The 15,118-nt window shown below is 69.3% G+C and carries 14 protein-coding genes; 7 read left to right on the forward strand and 7 right to left on the reverse strand.

Going from position 1 to position 15,118, the window contains the following annotated elements:
- Window positions 1–7 precede the first annotated feature (7 nt).
- From ACAM49_RS02505 to ACAM49_RS02535, 7 genes are all read left to right on the forward strand, one after another.
- Complete coding sequence (locus tag ACAM49_RS02505; RefSeq protein ID WP_369633808.1) at window positions 8–1,789, forward strand: gamma-glutamyltransferase family protein; 1,782 nt, start codon at window positions 8–10, stop codon at window positions 1,787–1,789.
- A 78-nt stretch (window positions 1,790–1,867) separates the two neighbouring features.
- Window positions 1,868–3,385 (forward strand): ABC transporter substrate-binding protein, encoded by a 1,518-nt coding sequence (locus ACAM49_RS02510; protein ID WP_369633809.1) that lies wholly within the window; start codon window positions 1,868–1,870, stop codon window positions 3,383–3,385.
- Window positions 3,339–3,488: a hypothetical protein gene (locus tag ACAM49_RS02515; protein ID WP_369633810.1), complete on the forward strand. Its 150-nt coding sequence runs from the start codon at window positions 3,339–3,341 to the stop codon at window positions 3,486–3,488. The genes ACAM49_RS02510 and ACAM49_RS02515 overlap by 47 nt, the downstream gene beginning before the upstream one ends.
- Window positions 3,485–5,122, forward strand: coding sequence for an ABC transporter substrate-binding protein (locus ACAM49_RS02520; protein WP_369633811.1), 1,638 nt, complete (start codon window positions 3,485–3,487; stop codon window positions 5,120–5,122). Before ACAM49_RS02515 ends, ACAM49_RS02520 begins: the two co-directional genes overlap by 4 nt.
- A 6-nt stretch (window positions 5,123–5,128) precedes the next feature.
- Entirely contained in the window at window positions 5,129–6,085 is a 957-nt protein-coding gene (locus ACAM49_RS02525; RefSeq protein ID WP_369633812.1) for an ABC transporter permease, read from the forward strand.
- 62 nt (window positions 6,086–6,147) lie between these two features.
- Window positions 6,148–6,957 carry an ABC transporter permease gene (locus ACAM49_RS02530; RefSeq protein ID WP_369633813.1) on the forward strand — a complete coding sequence of 270 codons (810 nt, stop codon included), beginning with the start codon at window positions 6,148–6,150 and terminating at the stop codon, window positions 6,955–6,957.
- 10 nt (window positions 6,958–6,967) lie between these two features.
- Window positions 6,968–8,590, forward strand: coding sequence for a dipeptide ABC transporter ATP-binding protein (locus tag ACAM49_RS02535; protein WP_369633814.1), 1,623 nt, complete (start codon window positions 6,968–6,970; stop codon window positions 8,588–8,590).
- On the opposite strand, the gene ACAM49_RS02540 is transcribed toward ACAM49_RS02535, so the two are convergent.
- From ACAM49_RS02540 to argC, 7 genes are all read right to left on the reverse strand, one after another.
- Window positions 8,515–9,201, reverse strand: coding sequence for a hypothetical protein (locus ACAM49_RS02540; protein WP_369633815.1), 687 nt, complete (start codon window positions 9,199–9,201; stop codon window positions 8,515–8,517). The two genes, ACAM49_RS02535 and ACAM49_RS02540, sit on opposite strands and share 76 nt — an antisense overlap.
- Before the next feature lie 90 nt (window positions 9,202–9,291).
- Window positions 9,292–9,789, reverse strand: a complete 498-nt coding sequence (locus tag ACAM49_RS02545) for an arginine repressor (RefSeq protein WP_040807674.1) — start codon at window positions 9,787–9,789, stop codon at window positions 9,292–9,294.
- 26 nt (window positions 9,790–9,815) lie between these two features.
- Complete coding sequence (gene argF / locus ACAM49_RS02550) at window positions 9,816–10,760, reverse strand: ornithine carbamoyltransferase (protein WP_369633816.1); 945 nt, start codon at window positions 10,758–10,760, stop codon at window positions 9,816–9,818.
- A complete protein-coding gene (locus ACAM49_RS02555) occupies window positions 10,757–11,950 on the reverse strand; it encodes an acetylornithine transaminase (RefSeq protein WP_369633817.1) in 1,194 nt (397 codons plus the stop codon). The genes argF and ACAM49_RS02555 overlap by 4 nt, the downstream gene beginning before the upstream one ends.
- The gene (gene argB / locus ACAM49_RS02560; protein WP_369633818.1) at window positions 11,947–12,846 is read right to left on the reverse strand and encodes an acetylglutamate kinase; all 900 of its coding nucleotides are present in this window, start codon (window positions 12,844–12,846) and stop codon (window positions 11,947–11,949) included. The genes ACAM49_RS02555 and argB overlap by 4 nt, the downstream gene beginning before the upstream one ends.
- A complete protein-coding gene (argJ, locus tag ACAM49_RS02565) occupies window positions 12,843–14,051 on the reverse strand; it encodes a bifunctional glutamate N-acetyltransferase/amino-acid acetyltransferase ArgJ (RefSeq protein ID WP_369633819.1) in 1,209 nt (402 codons plus the stop codon). The genes argB and argJ overlap by 4 nt, the downstream gene beginning before the upstream one ends.
- Window positions 14,048–15,106 carry an N-acetyl-gamma-glutamyl-phosphate reductase gene (gene argC, locus ACAM49_RS02570; RefSeq protein WP_369633820.1) on the reverse strand — a complete coding sequence of 353 codons (1,059 nt, stop codon included), beginning with the start codon at window positions 15,104–15,106 and terminating at the stop codon, window positions 14,048–14,050. The genes argJ and argC overlap by 4 nt, the downstream gene beginning before the upstream one ends.
- Between the last annotated feature and the right edge of the window lie 12 nt (window positions 15,107–15,118).

The following is a 15,118-nucleotide window of genomic DNA, read 5'->3' on the forward strand; positions in this document are numbered from 1 at the left end:
GGCTCGATTGTTCACCACCCGCCCCACCCTGCAGGGCACCTTCGGCATGGCGTCCTCCACCCACTGGCTGGCCTCGGCCACCGCGATGGCGGTGCTCGAGGACGACGGCAATGCCTTCGACGCCGCGGTCGCCGCGGCCTTCGTGCTGCACGTCGCGGAGCCGCACCTCAATGGGCCCGCCGGTGAGGTGCCGATCATCATCGCGCCCAGCGGAAGTGCTCCGAAGGTGCTGTGCGGTCAGGGCCCGGCCCCGGCCGGGGCGACCATCGATCACTACCGGGTGCTGGGCCTGGAGTTGGTGCCCGGCACCGGTCCGCTGGCCGCCGCGGTGCCCGGCGCGTTCGACGCCTGGATGCTGCTGCTGCGCGATCACGGCACCAAGCGGCTCTCGCAGGTGCTGTCGTACGCGATCGGCTATGCCGAGCACGGGGTCCCGGCGGTCGAGCGGATCGGCCAGACCATCGCCGAGGTTCAGGAGCTCTTCGAAACCGAGTGGACGGACTCCGCGGCGGTCTACCTGACCGATGGCAAACCGCCCGCACCCGGTGCACTGCTCCGCAATCCGGCGCTGGCGCAGACCTGGCGGCGGGTGCTCGCCGAGGCCGAGGCTGCCGGTGCGGATCGGGATACGCAGATCGAGGCGGCCCGGCGGGTGTGGCGCAGCGGCTTCATCGCCGAGGCGCTGGCCGCCGCGGCGGCGCGGCCCACCATGGACACCTCCGGCGAACGGCACACCGGCACCCTCGAACTCGCCGATTTCGCGAATTTCGAAGCGACGTACGAGGATCCGGCCACCCACGACTGGAACGGCTGGACCGTCGCCAAGGCCGGGCTGTGGAGCCAGGGCCCGGCCTTCCTCCAGCAGCTCGCGCTGTTGTCCGAGCTGCCCGCCTACGGCACGCCCGAGTACTACCACGTGCTCATCGAGGGCTCGAAACTCGCGCTGGCCGATCGGGAGGCGTGGTACGGCGACAGCACACCGATCACCCTCGAACAGCTGCTCTCCCCGGAATACAACGCCGCTCGGCGCACGCTGATCGGCGACAAATCCTCCGAGGAGTTGCGCCCCGGCAGCCCCGGCGAGCTGACGCCCCGGCTCAGCGCCTACGCGCGCTCGAATGCCATTGGCGCGACCTCGATTTCACTCGGCGCGGGCGAGCCGACGGTGGCCTCCAACGGCAACACCCGCGGCGACACCTGCCACCTCGACGTGGTGGACCGCTGGGGCAATATGATCGCCGCCACCCCCAGCGGCGGCTGGCTGCAATCCAATCCCGTGGTGCCGGAACTGGGTTTCCCGCTCGGCACCCGCCTGCAGATGTCCTGGCTGGAGCCGGATCTGCCGAATTCCCTTGTCCCCGGCCGCCGTCCGCGCACCACGCTGAGTCCCTCGCTGGCCTTGCGCGACGGCGAGGCGGTCATGGCGTTCGGCACTCCCGGCGGCGATCAGCAGGATCAGTGGAGCCTGCACTTCTTCCTGGCGGTCACGCTGGGCGAGCGGGTGCGCGGCAGCCTCGATCTGCAGGGGGCCATCGACGCGCCGAACTGGCATCAGGAGAGCTTCCCGGGCTCGTTCTACCCACGGACGATGAGTCCCGGTGTGACCGTGGTGGAATCGCGGATCGGCGCGGAGGTGATCTCCGACCTGGAACAGCGAGGTCATCGGATCACTGTCGGCGGCCCGTGGTCGGAGGGCCGGATGTGCGCGGTGTCCCGCGATCCGGAGACCGGCGTGCTGGCCGCGGGAGCCAATCCCCGGGGTATGCAGGGTTACGCCGCGGGGCGATGAAAAGTACAGCGTATGAACGGAATTCCGCGCCGATCCATCGCCGCGAAATTCATGGGATGTCGAAGTAGGTTGTTGCACATGCACTTCTCCAGAGTCCTGGGGCTCGGCGTCATCGCCGTCACGCTCGCGTCCTGCGCGGCGCAGACATCGGACCACACCGGAACGCACGCCGATGATTTCGGCACGCCGGTGGGCACCCAGTCGGTCAAGGCGGGCGGTGATCTGGTGATGGGCCTGTCGGCCGAACCCGACCGCCTGGACCCGACCACCTCCAGCTCGCTGTACACGCGCTACGTGATGAACTCGATCTGCGAAAAGCTCTACGACAACGACAGTTCCGGCAAGCTGGTCCCGCAGCTGGCCACCGCGTTGCCGACGGTGTCGCAGGACGGGCTGACCGTCACCATCCCGCTGCGCACCGGCGTCAAGTTCGCCGACGGCACGCCCTTCGACGCGGCCGCGGTGCAGACCAGCCTGCAGCGTCACCTCACGTTGAAGACCTCGCAGCGCACCAGCGAGATGGGCCCGATCGCAAGCATCGACGTACAGAGCCCGACAGAGGTGGTCGTCCACTACAAGCAGCCGTTCGCGCCCCTGACCGCCGCGCTGGCCGACCGGGCCGGAATGATCATGTCCCCGGCCGAATTGACCAAGGCCGGTGACAATTTCGGCGATCACCCGGTGTGCGTCGGCCCGTTCAAGTTCGCCGAGCGGGTGCCGCAGACCTCCATCAAGGTGGAGCGCGATCCGCTGTACTACGACGCGGCGCAGGTGCACCTGGACACCATCACCTACCGCATCATGACCGACGCCAATATCCGCGCGACCAATCTGCGCTCCGGCGATATCCAGGTCGCGGACACGATCAGCCCGCAGGATGTCGACGCGCTGACCAAGGAATCGAATCTGCGTGTGCTCCAGGCGCGCGGCCTCAACTTCCGCGGCCTCTACCTGAACATCGGGAATGTCGACGGCGCGGGTAAGCCCGCCAAGCCGATCGACACCCCGCTGGCCAAGGATGCCCGGGTCCGCGAGGCGCTCTCGCTGAGCATCGACCGCAATGCCCTGGCCGCCACCGTGTTCAACAGCTGGTACGAGCCCGCGTGCACGCCCATCGTGCCGCAGAGCACCTACGCCACCCCGGCCGGAATCGCGTGCCCCGCATACGATCCCGAGAAGTCCAAGAAGCTGCTCGCCGAGGCGGGCGTGCAGACCCCGTACAAGGTGAAGTTGCAGGTGCAGAACTCCCCCGACCAGCTGCGCTATGTGCAGGCGCTGCAGGCCGGTGTCGCGGCGGGCGGATTCGAGCTCGAGATCGTGCCGACCGAGTATTCGACGCTGCTGGACGTGCAGAAGCGCGGCACCTACGAGGCTCTGTTCCTGGGCTGGTCCGGCCGAATCGACCCGGACGCCAATATCTCCCGGTTCCTGACCACCGGATCCAGCGGCAACTACACCGGATACAGCTCGCAGGCGCTCGACGATCTGCTCGGGCAGGCGGCCCGGACCACCGACACCGGCCCGCCGCGCGGACCTGTACGGGCAGGCGGTGACGCTCATCCAGAAGGACAACCCGTACCTCTACACCTACCGTGAGCGGCTGCTGACCGCGCACACCACGAAGGTCACCGGCATCGAGCAGTATCCGGACGGCGTGGTGCGGGTCGCCAAGGCCGCGTTCCTCACGGGCCAGGGATGAGCCACCGCCTTCCGGTGCGCAGGCTGCTCGCGGTGGGTTTCGCCGCCCTCGTCCTCGCCTCCTGCTCCCAGACCGAGTCGCCCGTGGTCGTCGCCTCGCACGCCGACGATTACGGGACGCCGGTCGGAGATCAGTCGGTGCGTCAGGGCGGCGATCTGACGATGGGCCTGTCCAACGATCCGGACCGCCTGGATCCGACGACCTCCAGCTCGCTCTACACCCGCTATGTCATGAGCACGATCTGCGAAAAGCTCTACGACAACGACGCTTCCGGCAACCTGGTCCCGCAGCTGGCCACCGAGCTGCCGCGCTTCTCCGATGACGGGCTCACGGTCACCATCCCGGTCCGCACCGGGGTCACCTTCGCCGACGGCACCCCGTTCAACGCGGCGGCGGTGCAGACCAGCTTGAAACGCCATCTCTCCCTGGAGGGTTCGCAGCGCACCGCCGAACTGGGCCCGATCGCCGAGGTCGAGACCGAGGGTCAGACGCAGGTGGTGCTGCGCTACAAGCAGCCGTTCGCGCCCATCACAGCGGCGCTGGCCGACCGCGCCGGCATGATCATGTCCCCGGCCGCGCTGAAGGAGGAGGACAAGAACTTCGGCGACAATCCGGTGTGCGTGGGCCCGTTCAAGTTCGCGCAGCGCACACCGCAGACCTCCATCGTGGTCGAGCGCGACCCGCTCTACTACGACGCGCAGAAGGTGCACTTCGACACCATCACCTACCGGATCATGACCGACCCGAAGGCGCGGGCGGCGGCCATCCGTTCGGGGGCCATCCAGGTCGCGGACACCATGTCACCGCAGGACGCCGATGCTTTGAGCACGGATTCCCATCTGCACCTGCTGGTTTCGGGATCGTTCGGCTTCCAGGGCTTCTACCTGAACATCGGCAATGTGGACGGCGCGGGCAAACCGGCGAAGCAGATCGATACCCCGCTGGCCAAGGACCCCCGTATCCGCCAGGCGCTTTCGCTGAGCATCGATCGGCAGGCGTTGGCGGACAAGGTGTTCAAGGGCTGGTATCAACCGGCCTGCACCGGTATCGCGCCGCTCACCTCGTTCGCGACCGAGGCCGCAACCCGCTGCCCGGTCTTCGATCCGGAGCGTGCGCGCCGCCTGCTCGCCGACGCGGGAGTGCAGACGCCCTACCCGATCACCATGCAGGTCATGAATGTCGCCGACCAGCTCGAATACGCGCAGGCGCTGCAAACCGCCGTCGCCGCGGGCGGATTCGACCTGCGCATCGTGCCGACCGAGTACGCGGCCATGCTGGACGCGCAGAAGCGCGGCACCTACGAGGCGCTGCTGCTGGGCTGGTCCGGGCGACTGGATCCGGACGGCAATATCGCCCGCTTCCTCACCACCGGTTCCAGCGGCAACTACACCGGCTACAGCTCACCGGCGCTGGACGATGTGCTGGGCTGGGCCGCGCACACCACCAGCCCGGCGCGCCGCGGCGCGCTGTACGAGCAGGCGGTCGCGGCCATCGCACGCGACAACCCGTACATCTACACCTATCGGCTGCGCAATCTGACCGTGCAGTCGACGCGGGTGACCGGGATCGAGGTGTACGCCGACGGCGCGGTGCGGCTCGGCAAGGCGGCGTTCGTGGCGGAACGGAACGGCTGAGAACCCATGGCGCGGTTTGTCTTTCACCGGGTATGGCAATCGGCCGTCACCCTGCTGCTGGTGTCGCTGGTGGTGTTCGCCGGGGTGCGGGCGCTGCCCGGCGATCCCGCCACCACCATGGCCGGAGATCAGGCGGATCCGGCCACCGTCGCCGCGGTGCGGGCCGAGCTCGGCTTGGATCGCGCCCTGCCGATCCAGTACCTGGATTTCGCGAAGAACGCGGTGACCGGCGACTTCGGGCGGTCGATCCGCACCGGAACCCCGGTGCGCCACATGATCCGGGTGACGCTGCCGGTCACCGTGCAGCTGGCGGTGTACGCCATGCTGATCGCGGTGCTGGTCGGGGTGCTCGGCGGCGTGATCGCGGCGGTGTATCGCGGGCGCTGGCCGGAGTGGCTGGTGAACGGGGTCTCGCTGGTCGGGTTGTCGGTGCCGACGTTCTGGCTGGGCATTCTCGCGGTGCTCTATCTGTCGGTGGGGCTGGGCTGGTTTCCGGCCTCGGGTTACGTGTCGCCGTTCGACCATCCGCTGCGCGGGCTCTACTACCTGACGCTGCCCGCGCTGATCCTGGGCGTCACGCACGCCGCGGTGGTGCAGCGGCAGACGCGCTCGTCCATGGTGGAGACGCTGACCGCCGATTTCGTCCGCACCGCCCGCGCCAAAGGTCTCGCGCCGCGCGCGGTGATCGTGCGATACGGGTTGCGCAACAGCCTGATCGTGGTGACCACGGTCATCGGGCTGCAACTCGGACTGCTCGTCGCGGGCACGGTCGTGACCGAGCGCATCTTCGGCCTGCCCGGCATCGGGAAGCTGACCTTGGATTCGGTGTTCTCCCGGGACTATCCGGTGATTCAAGCCGTCGTCCTGGTGATCGCCGCGTCCTACATCGTGATCAATCTGCTGGTCGACCTGCTGTACACGGTGATCGACCCGCGGGTGCGAGTGTCCGGGAGTGCACAGTGACGGTGTCGAAGAGCCCGGAGGTTCCGGTAGCGGTCGCGGCACGGGGTCGCGTGGTGAGCTGATTGCGCGGCAACCCTTTGGGATTGGTGGGCGCGACACTGCTGCTCATCGTGATCGTGATCGGCGTGTTCGCCCCGCTGCTGGCCCCCTACTCCCCCGCCGAGGTGCATTTCCCGACCCCGTTCCAGAAGCCCTTCACGGTCGGATTCGTCTTGGGCACAGACGATCTGGGCCGCGACGTGCTCTCACGGGTGCTGTACGGTACCCGCGCCTCGCTCGAGGTGGGCGGGCTGGCGATGCTGTGCGCGGTGCTCATCGGCGTGCCGCTGGGCCTGCTCGCCGGGTTCTGGCGAGGGCTGGACGCGGTGCTGTCCCGCATCGCGGACGCCGTGCTGGCGTTCCCGTTCGTCATGCTCGCGGTCGGGCTGACCGCCATCTACGGTGCGGGCCTCACCCAGGCCGCCATCGCGCTCGGTGTCGCGCAGGTCCCGGTCATGATGCGGGTGGTCCGCGCGGAAACGTTGCGGCTCAAGGAAACCGACTTCGTACTCGCCGCCCGCGCCATGCACGTCCCGTCCTGGCGGATCCTGGCCGAGCACATCCTGCCCAATTCCCTGGCCCCGATCATCGTGCAGGCCACCGTGATCATGCCTACCGCCGTCCTGGGCGAGGCGATCCTGTCGTTCCTCGGCCTCGGCATCCACCCGCCGAACCCCAGCCTGGGCATCATGCTCTCCGACGCCCAGCAGTACCTGTCGCGCACGCCGTGGCCCGGCATCTTTCCGGGCGTGATGCTGCTGCTGATCTGCCTGGGATTCAACCTCTTCGGCGACGCGCTGCGTGACGCGCTGGACCCGAAGACCGACCGCTGAGGGGGCCGCGATGAGCGAATCACTGTTGGAGATCAGCGATCTGCGGGTGGAGTTCGGTGAGGCGACGGCCGTCGACGGGGTCGACCTGACCATCGCACCCGGCGAGCGGGTCGCCCTGGTGGGTGCCTCCGGATCCGGCAAATCCTCACTCGCACACGCGATCATCGGCCTGCTACCCGGTGCCGGCCGGGTTCGCGACGGCAGCATCCGCTGGCGCGGAACAGACCTCACTCGCGCGGACGAGAAGCATCTGCGCGGCATCCGCGGCAAGGACATCGGCCTGGTGCCGCAGGACCCCATGTCGAACCTGAACCCGGTGGCCCGGGTGGGGCGTCAGGTCGCGGAAACCCTGGAGGCGCACGGCCTTTACTCGGGCCGCGCCGCCACCGACCGAGCCATCGAACTGCTCGGCGAAGCGGGCCTGCCCGACCCCGCGCGCCAGGCCCGACAGTATCCGCACGAACTCTCCGGCGGCATGCGCCAGCGCGCGCTCATCGCCATCGGATTGTCGTGCCGCCCCGGCCTGCTCATCGCCGACGAGCCCACCTCCGCCCTCGACGTCACCGTGCAACGCCGAATCCTCGACCATCTCGACGAACTCACCAGGGAACTGGGAACCGCCCTGCTGCTGGTCACCCACGACCTGGCCCTGGCCGCCGAACGAGCCGACCGCGTCCTGGTGATGTCCGACGGCCGGATCGTCGAATCCGGCCCTGCCCGCGACGTTCTCACCAATCCCCGCGAGGACTACACCCGCCGCCTGGTCGCAGCCGCCCCCGCCGAGTCGGCCCCGCTGGTTTCCGAGGATGCCGAGCCCGACCCCGAAGAGCCTCCCGTCCTGGTGGTTTCGAACCTCACCAAGACCTTCCGAGCCCGCGGCCGCCGCCAACCGGCACCCGCCGTCGACGACGTCTCCTTCAGCATCGCCCGCGGCCGCACCACCGCCATCGTCGGCGAATCCGGTTCGGGCAAGACCACCACCGCCCGCACGATCCTGGGCCTGCTCCCCGCCACCTCCGGCACCGTCCACCTGGACGGCGAGGAGGTCGTCACCCTGCGCGGTGCGCGTCTCCGCGCCGCCCGCCGAGCCATGCAACCGGTCTTCCAGAACCCCTACTCGTCCCTGGATCCCATGTGGACCGTGGAGCGCCTGATCGCGGAACCCTTGCGCGCCTTCGCCACCGGCGATCGCGCCACCCGCCGCGCCCGCGTCACCGAACTCCTCGACCAGGTGGCCCTCCCCGCAGACCTGGCCCACCGCTACCCCCACGAACTCTCCGGCGGCCAACGCCAGCGCGTCGCCATCGCCCGCGCCCTGGCCATCCACCCCCGCCTGATGATCTGCGATGAGCCGGTCTCGGCCCTGGACGTCCTGATCCAGAACCAGATCCTCACCCTGCTGGCCGATCTCCAGTCCCGCCTGAACCTCAGCTACCTCTTCATCACCCACGACCTGGCGGTGGTCCGAGCCCTCGCGCACGACGTAGTGGTCATGCGCGACGGCCGAATAGTCGAACAGGGACCGGCCAGCCGAATTCTCACCGCCCCGTCCGCTCCCTACACCCGAGACCTGCTGGCCTCCATCCCCGGAGCCGCGGCCAGGTCAGCGGTGGCAGCCGAGGCGAGGTCGTAGAACCGGCCGACGCAGTAGCCCGCGTCATCGGCGAGCCGCACGAACGGCGGCGGGCTCACCGGCAGGCGCAGCCCGGCGCTGTCGAGGTCACGTGGGTACGGCCGACGCAACCGCGCGGTGCGTCCGCCGGGTTCTGTGGGCGGGGTCGGGGGCTGCGGCGGATAGTCCGGCACCCGAATCGGTTCCGGCACCGGCACATCGCTCCAGGTGAGCACCGTCTGACGCTCGGCGCGGAACAAGACTCCGCCCGCGACCCAGTGCGAAGCCAGGATCCGCCCCGACAATGCGACGGTCAACTGGGTGAACCGCCCGCCGTAAGCCTCCGGTGCGTTCTCAGAAACCGCATGAAACCCGCAGCTGCACAACGGATCCGGCACCGCGTGGCTCCCACCGCGCCGGCACTCCGCCACCGCGTCGACCGGATACGGCTCCCCGCCGGTGGCCGGGATGAACAGTTCCTCCCCCGCAACCCGCCGAGCCACCTTGTGCGCCAGCACCACCCACATCCCGTCGGCGGTCCGGGTGAGATTCTCCTGGACCACCTCCGGCACTTCGGGGCGCTCCCGCGTCCCGGCTTCGAAGGTTGCGATCAGTCCATAGCCTTCGCACATGTGCGTTCCTCGCTCGGAGAATTACTATCCTCCGAGCGTACGCGCCCGTCCGCCCCCCGCTACCGCAATTATCCTGCGGCACAGCCCGATTCAGGCCAGCTGTTCGATCTTGGCGGCCAACTCCGCGCCGGTCATGGGCTCGCGGGCGATGACCGCGATGGTGTCGTCCCCGGCGATCGTCCCCACGATCTCCGGCAGCGCCGCGCGGTCGAGGGCACTGGCCAGGAAGTGCGCGGCCCCGGGAGGAGTTCGCAGCACTGCGATATTGCCGCTGGCATCGGTGGACACCAGCAGGTCGCCGAGCAGCTTGGAGAGGCGTTCGGTGCCGCCGGTGACGCCGCGGACGGGGCTGCCGTCCTCGGGCACCACGTAGACGCCCGCGCCGCCGTCGGCCGCGCGCAACTTCACCGCACCGAGTTCGTCGAGGTCACGCGACAGGGTGGCCTGGGTCGTCTCGATGCCCTCGGCCGAAAGCAGTACGGCCAGTTCGGACTGACTCCGCACCTCGTGCTGCGACAGGATCGCGACGATCCGCGCCTGCCGCCCGGCGCGGGTGCGCGCGATGGCCGCACCCGCCTTCCCGGACACGGTGGCGGGTGAGCGACGTTCGCCGCTCACTTCTCACCTCGCTCGAAACGCTCGAGCAGCCACACGAGTAGCGCCTTCTGCGCGTGCAGCCGGTTCTCGGCCTCGTCCCAGACCGCGCTGTGCGGTCCGTCGAGCACCTCGTCGGTGATCTCCTCGCCGCGGTGCGCCGGAAGGCAGTGCAGCACGGTCACATCGGCGGCGGCGCGGGCCAGCAGCGCGGCGTTCACCTGGAACGGGCGGAACGGGGCGACGCGGTCGCGACCGTCGTTCTCCTGGCCCATGGAGGTCCAGGTGTCGGTGACCAGCGCGTCCGCGCCCTCGGCGGCGGCCTGCGGATCATTGGTGACGGTGATGGTGGCGCCGGTCTCGGCGGCCCGCTTCTGCGCGGCGTCGAGGATCCAGCCCAGCGGCTCGAAACCCTCCGGCGCGGCGATGGTGACGTTCATGCCCGCGGTCACGCCGCCGAGCAGCAGCGAGTGCGCCATATTGTTCGCGCCGTCACCGAGGAAGGTGAGATTGCGACCGGACAGGTCCGCGCCCTTGCGCTCCTTCAGCGTTTGCAGATCCGCCAGCACCTGGCACGGGTGGAACTCGTTGGACAGCGCGTTGACCACGGGAACTGTTGCGGCCCCGGCCATCTCGTCCAGGCGAGCCTGCTCGAAGGTGCGCCACACGATGGCGTCCACGTACCGTGACAGCACCCGTCCGGTATCGGCGAGGGTCTCCTCGCGGCCCAGCTGGGTGTCGCGCCCGTCCACCACGACGGCGTGCCCGCCGAGCTGGGCGATGCCCATCTCGAAGGAGAACCGGGTGCGGGTGGAGTTCTTCTCGAACATGACCGCGACACCGCGCGGCCCCGCGAGCGGCTTGCGCGACTGCGGCGCGGCCTTGAGTTCCGCGGCGATCGCGAGGATCTCGGCCTGCTCGGCGGGGGTGACGTCGTCGTCACGCAGGAAATGCCGGATGGTCACTTGGTCTCCTCGGTGGCCTGGGCGGCATCGAGGATGCCGGGCAGGTCGGACAGGAAGTTCTCGGCCTGAGTCTCGGTCAGAACCAGGGGCGGCGCGAGTCGAATCACATTGGGCTTGGCCGGGTTCAGCAGGTAGCCCGCCTCCCGCGCGGCGGTATCCACCTGGGCGGAGACATCGGCGGTCAGCTGGATGCCGATGAGCAGACCCGCGCCGCGCACATGATCGACGAGCGGGTGGTTCAGGTTCTCGATGCCGTCGACGAGGATCTTGCCGACCGTCTCGACATGCGCGAGCAGGCCCTCCTCGTCGATGGTCCGCAGCACCGCCAGCGCCGCCGCCGCGCACACCGGATTGCCGCCGAAGGTGGTGCCGTGCATACCGGGCTGCAGCAGTTCCGCCGCCGGGCCCTGCGCGAGCACGGCACCGATGGGTAGGCCGCCGCCCAGGCCCTTGGCCAGGGTGATGACATCGGGCACGATGCCCGCCGCCTGGTGCGCGTAGAACGCGCCGGTGCGGCCGATACCGGTCTGCACCTCGTCCAGGATCAGCAGCGCGCCTTGGTCTTTGGTGATGGCGCGGGCCTTGGCCAGATAGTCGGCCGGGGGCACCACGACACCGCTCTCGCCCATGATGGGTTCGAGGAACACCGCGGCGGTGTCCTGGTCGACCGCGGCCGCCAGCGCCATCGCATCGCCATAGGGCACGTGCACGACGCCCGCGGGCATCGGCTCGAACGGGGCCCGCTTGGACGGCTGACCCGTCAATGCCAGTGCGCCCATGGTCCGTCCGTGGAAGGCCTCTTCACACGCGACGATCTTGGTCTTGCCGGTCAGCCGCGCCATCTTGAACGCGGCCTCGTTGGCCTCGGTGCCGGAGTTGCAGAAGAACGCCTTGCCGTGCCCGTCACCGAAATGCGCGAGCAGCCGCTCGGCCAGTTCGATGACCGGTTCGGAGGCATACAGATTCGACACGTGCCCGAGCGTCCCCAACTGCTGGGTGACCGCCGCCAAGATCGCCGGATGCGCGTGGCCGAGGCTGTTGACCGCGATGCCGCCCAGGAAGTCCAGGTAGCGCTTGCCGTCGGCGTCGTAGACGACCGCGCCCGCGCCGCGCACCAGCGCCACCTTCGGGGTGCCGTAGTTGTTCATCAGTGCGGTATTCCACCGCTGCTGAATGTCGGCTGTGCTCATGAGTTCTCCTCGGCAGGGGTGACCATCGTGCCGATGCCCTCCCCGGTGAACAGTTCCAGCAGGACCGAATGCACGACCCGCCCGTCGATCACGTGCGCGGTCGGGACGCCGCCCTCGACGGCGCGCAGGCAGGCCTCCATCTTGGGGACCATGCCCTCGTCCAGCGACGGCAGCAACTTGGCGAGCGCGTCGGTGTCGATGCGCGAGGTCAGCGAGGACCGGTCGGGCCAATTCGTGTACAGGCCCTCGACATCGGTGAGGATGACCAGCTTCTCCGCGCCGATGCCCTCGGCCAGCGCGGCCGCGGCGGTATCGGCATTGATGTTGTGCACCACGCCGTCCGCGTCGGGCGCGATGGTGGACACGACCGGAATACGGCCCGCCGCAATGAGATCCAGCACCGCGGACGGCTCGACCGAGGTCACGTCGCCGACCAGTCCGATATCGGTGGCCTCGCCGTCGACCTGCACGGTGCGCCGCGTCGCGGTGAACAGGTGCGCGTCCTCACCGGAGATGCCGACCGCGTACGGGCCGTGAGCATTGATGAGCCCCACCAGTTCCCGGCCCACCTGCCCGAACAGCACCATGCGCACGACATCCATGACCTCGGGCGTGGTGACGCGGAAGCCGCCGCGGAACTCACCGGTCATGCCGAGCTTCTTGAGCATGGCCGAGATCTGCGGCCCGCCGCCGTGCACCACCACCGGGTGCACGCCGACCGTGCGCAGGAACGCCATATCCGCGGCGAAGGCCCGCTTGAGCTCGTCGTCGATCATGGCGTTGCCGCCGTACTTCACGACCACGATCTTGTCGCGGAACTTCTGCAGCCACGGCAGCGCGTCGGCGAGGACATGCGCCTTGTCGAGGGCCGAAAGCTGGTTCACCACTTCGTTCATGAGCTGTAGGCCGAATTCTCTTCGACGTAGCCGTGCGAGAGGTCGGTGGTGCGGATGGTCGCCTCGCCGTCACCCAGACCCAGGTCCACGAGAACCGCGATATCGGGGCCGGACAGGTCCACCTCGCGCGCGCCCGGCGCACCCACGCCGTCGACGCACACCGGAGATCCGTTGAACGACACCGAGATCCGGTTCGGATCCAGTTCGATGGGCGCGATGCCGATGGCGGCCAGCACGCGCCCCCAGTTCGGGTCGGAGCCGAAGAACGCGGTCTTCACCAGGCTGTCGCGGGCCAGCGCCCGCGCGCCGATGAGCGCTTCTTCTTCGCTGACAGCGCCTTTCACGGTGATGTGCACGCGCTTGGTGACGCCCTCGGCGTCAGACATGAGCTGCTCGGCCAGATCGTCGCAGACCGCCAGCACGGCCGCGTTCAGATCCTCCTGCGACGGCGTGACCCCGGACGCGCCGTTGGCCAGCAGCAGCACGGTGTCGTTGGTGGAGCAGGAGCCGTCCACGTCGAGCCGGTCGAAGGTGTAGCCGGTCGCCTTGCGCAGCGCCTCGTCCAGCTGCTCGGGCGTGGCGACCACGTCGGTGGTCAGCACCACCAGCATGGTGGCCAGCGACGGCGCGAGCATGCCCGCGCCCTTGGCCATGCCGCCGACGTTCCACTTGTCCTGATGGTGGAACGCGGCCTCCTTCGGCACGGTGTCGGTGGTCATGATGGCCCGCGCCGCGTCCGCACCGCCGGACAGCCCGCCGCCCATCTCGTGCACGATCTCGGTGACGGCCGGGATGAGCTTGTCCATCGGCAGCCGGTCACCGATCAAACCCGTTGAGCAGACCGCGATCTCGCCGGCGCCGGTCTCGGTGCCCCAGTTGCTCAGCGCCTTCGCCAGTTCCTCGGCGGTGGCGTGGGTGTCCTGGAAGCCGCCCGGGCCGGTGCACGCGTTGGCGCCGCCGGAGTTCAGGATGACCGCGCGCAGCCGGCCGCCGGTCAGCACCTGCTGCGACCACAGCACCGGCGCGGCCTTGACCTTGTTGCGGGTGAACACGCCCGCGGCCGCGTACTCCGGGCCCTCGCTGAACACCAGCGCCAGGTCCGGCTTGCCGGACTTCTTGATGCCCGCCGCGATGCCCGCCGCGCGGAAACCCAACGGTGCGGTGACGCCCTGGGTCCGCACCAGCTTGCCGTTGTCGATAGTCACGGTGCCACTCCTACGGTGGAAAGTCCTGCGGTCTCGTCCATTCCGAGAGCCAGATTCATGGATTGCACCGCGGCCCCCGCGGTGCCCTTGGTCAGGTTGTCGATCGCGCCGATGACCACCAGCAGTCCGGCGTCGGTGTCCACGGTCACCTGCAGGGTGACGGCATTGGAGCCGAGCACCGAACCGGTCTGCGGCAGTACGCCTTCGGGCAGCAGGTGCACGAAAGGCTCGTCGGCGTAGGCCTTCTCGTAGACGGCGCGGGCCTGCGCGGCGTCCACGGTGGTCGGCGCGGTGCAGGTGGCGAGGATGCCGCGCGGCAGCGGAGCCAGCACCGGCGTGAACGAAACACTCACGTCCGCACCCGATCCCGCGGCCTTCAGGTTCTGCGCGATCTCGGGCGTGTGCCGATGCGCGCCCGCGATGCCGTACGCGCGCAGCGAGCCCATCACCTCCGAGCCCAGCAGCCCGACATCCAGCTTGCGCCCCGCGCCCGAGGTGCCGCTCACCGCAACCACATTCACGCGCGGCTCGATGATTCCGGCCGCAACGGCCGGGGCCAGCGCCAGGCTCGACACGGTCGGGTAGCAACCGGGCACCGCGATCCGGGTTGCGCCGCGCAGCTTCTCGCGCCCGCCCGGCAGCTCCGGCAGCCCGTAGGGCCAGCTGCCCGCGTGCGCGGAGCCGTAGTACTTCTCCCACGCGGCCGCGTCGGTGAGCCGGAAATCGGCGCCGCAGTCGATGATGATCGTGGACTCCGGCAATGCCGTGGCGATCGCCGCGGACTGCCCGTGCGGCAGGCCCAGGAAGACCACGTCGTGGCCCGCGAGCTCCTCGACGGTGGTGGGCGCGAGCACCCGGTCGGCCAGCGGCAGCAGATGCGGCTGCAGCTCACCCAGGGTGGTGCCGGCATTGGACCCCGCGGTCAGCGCCCCGATCTCGAGGCGCCCGCTTCGGTAGGCTGGATGGCCGAGTAGCAGTCGCAGCACTTCGCCGCCCGCGTAGCCGCTCGCACCAGCTACCGCGACCCGCAGGGGTCCGTTCGAGACATCCACCATGTGATGATTATG

Origin of the sequence: Nocardia sp. JMUB6875, from assembly GCF_041154655.1 — a bacterium.
GTDB lineage: Bacteria > Actinomycetota > Actinomycetes > Mycobacteriales > Mycobacteriaceae > Nocardia.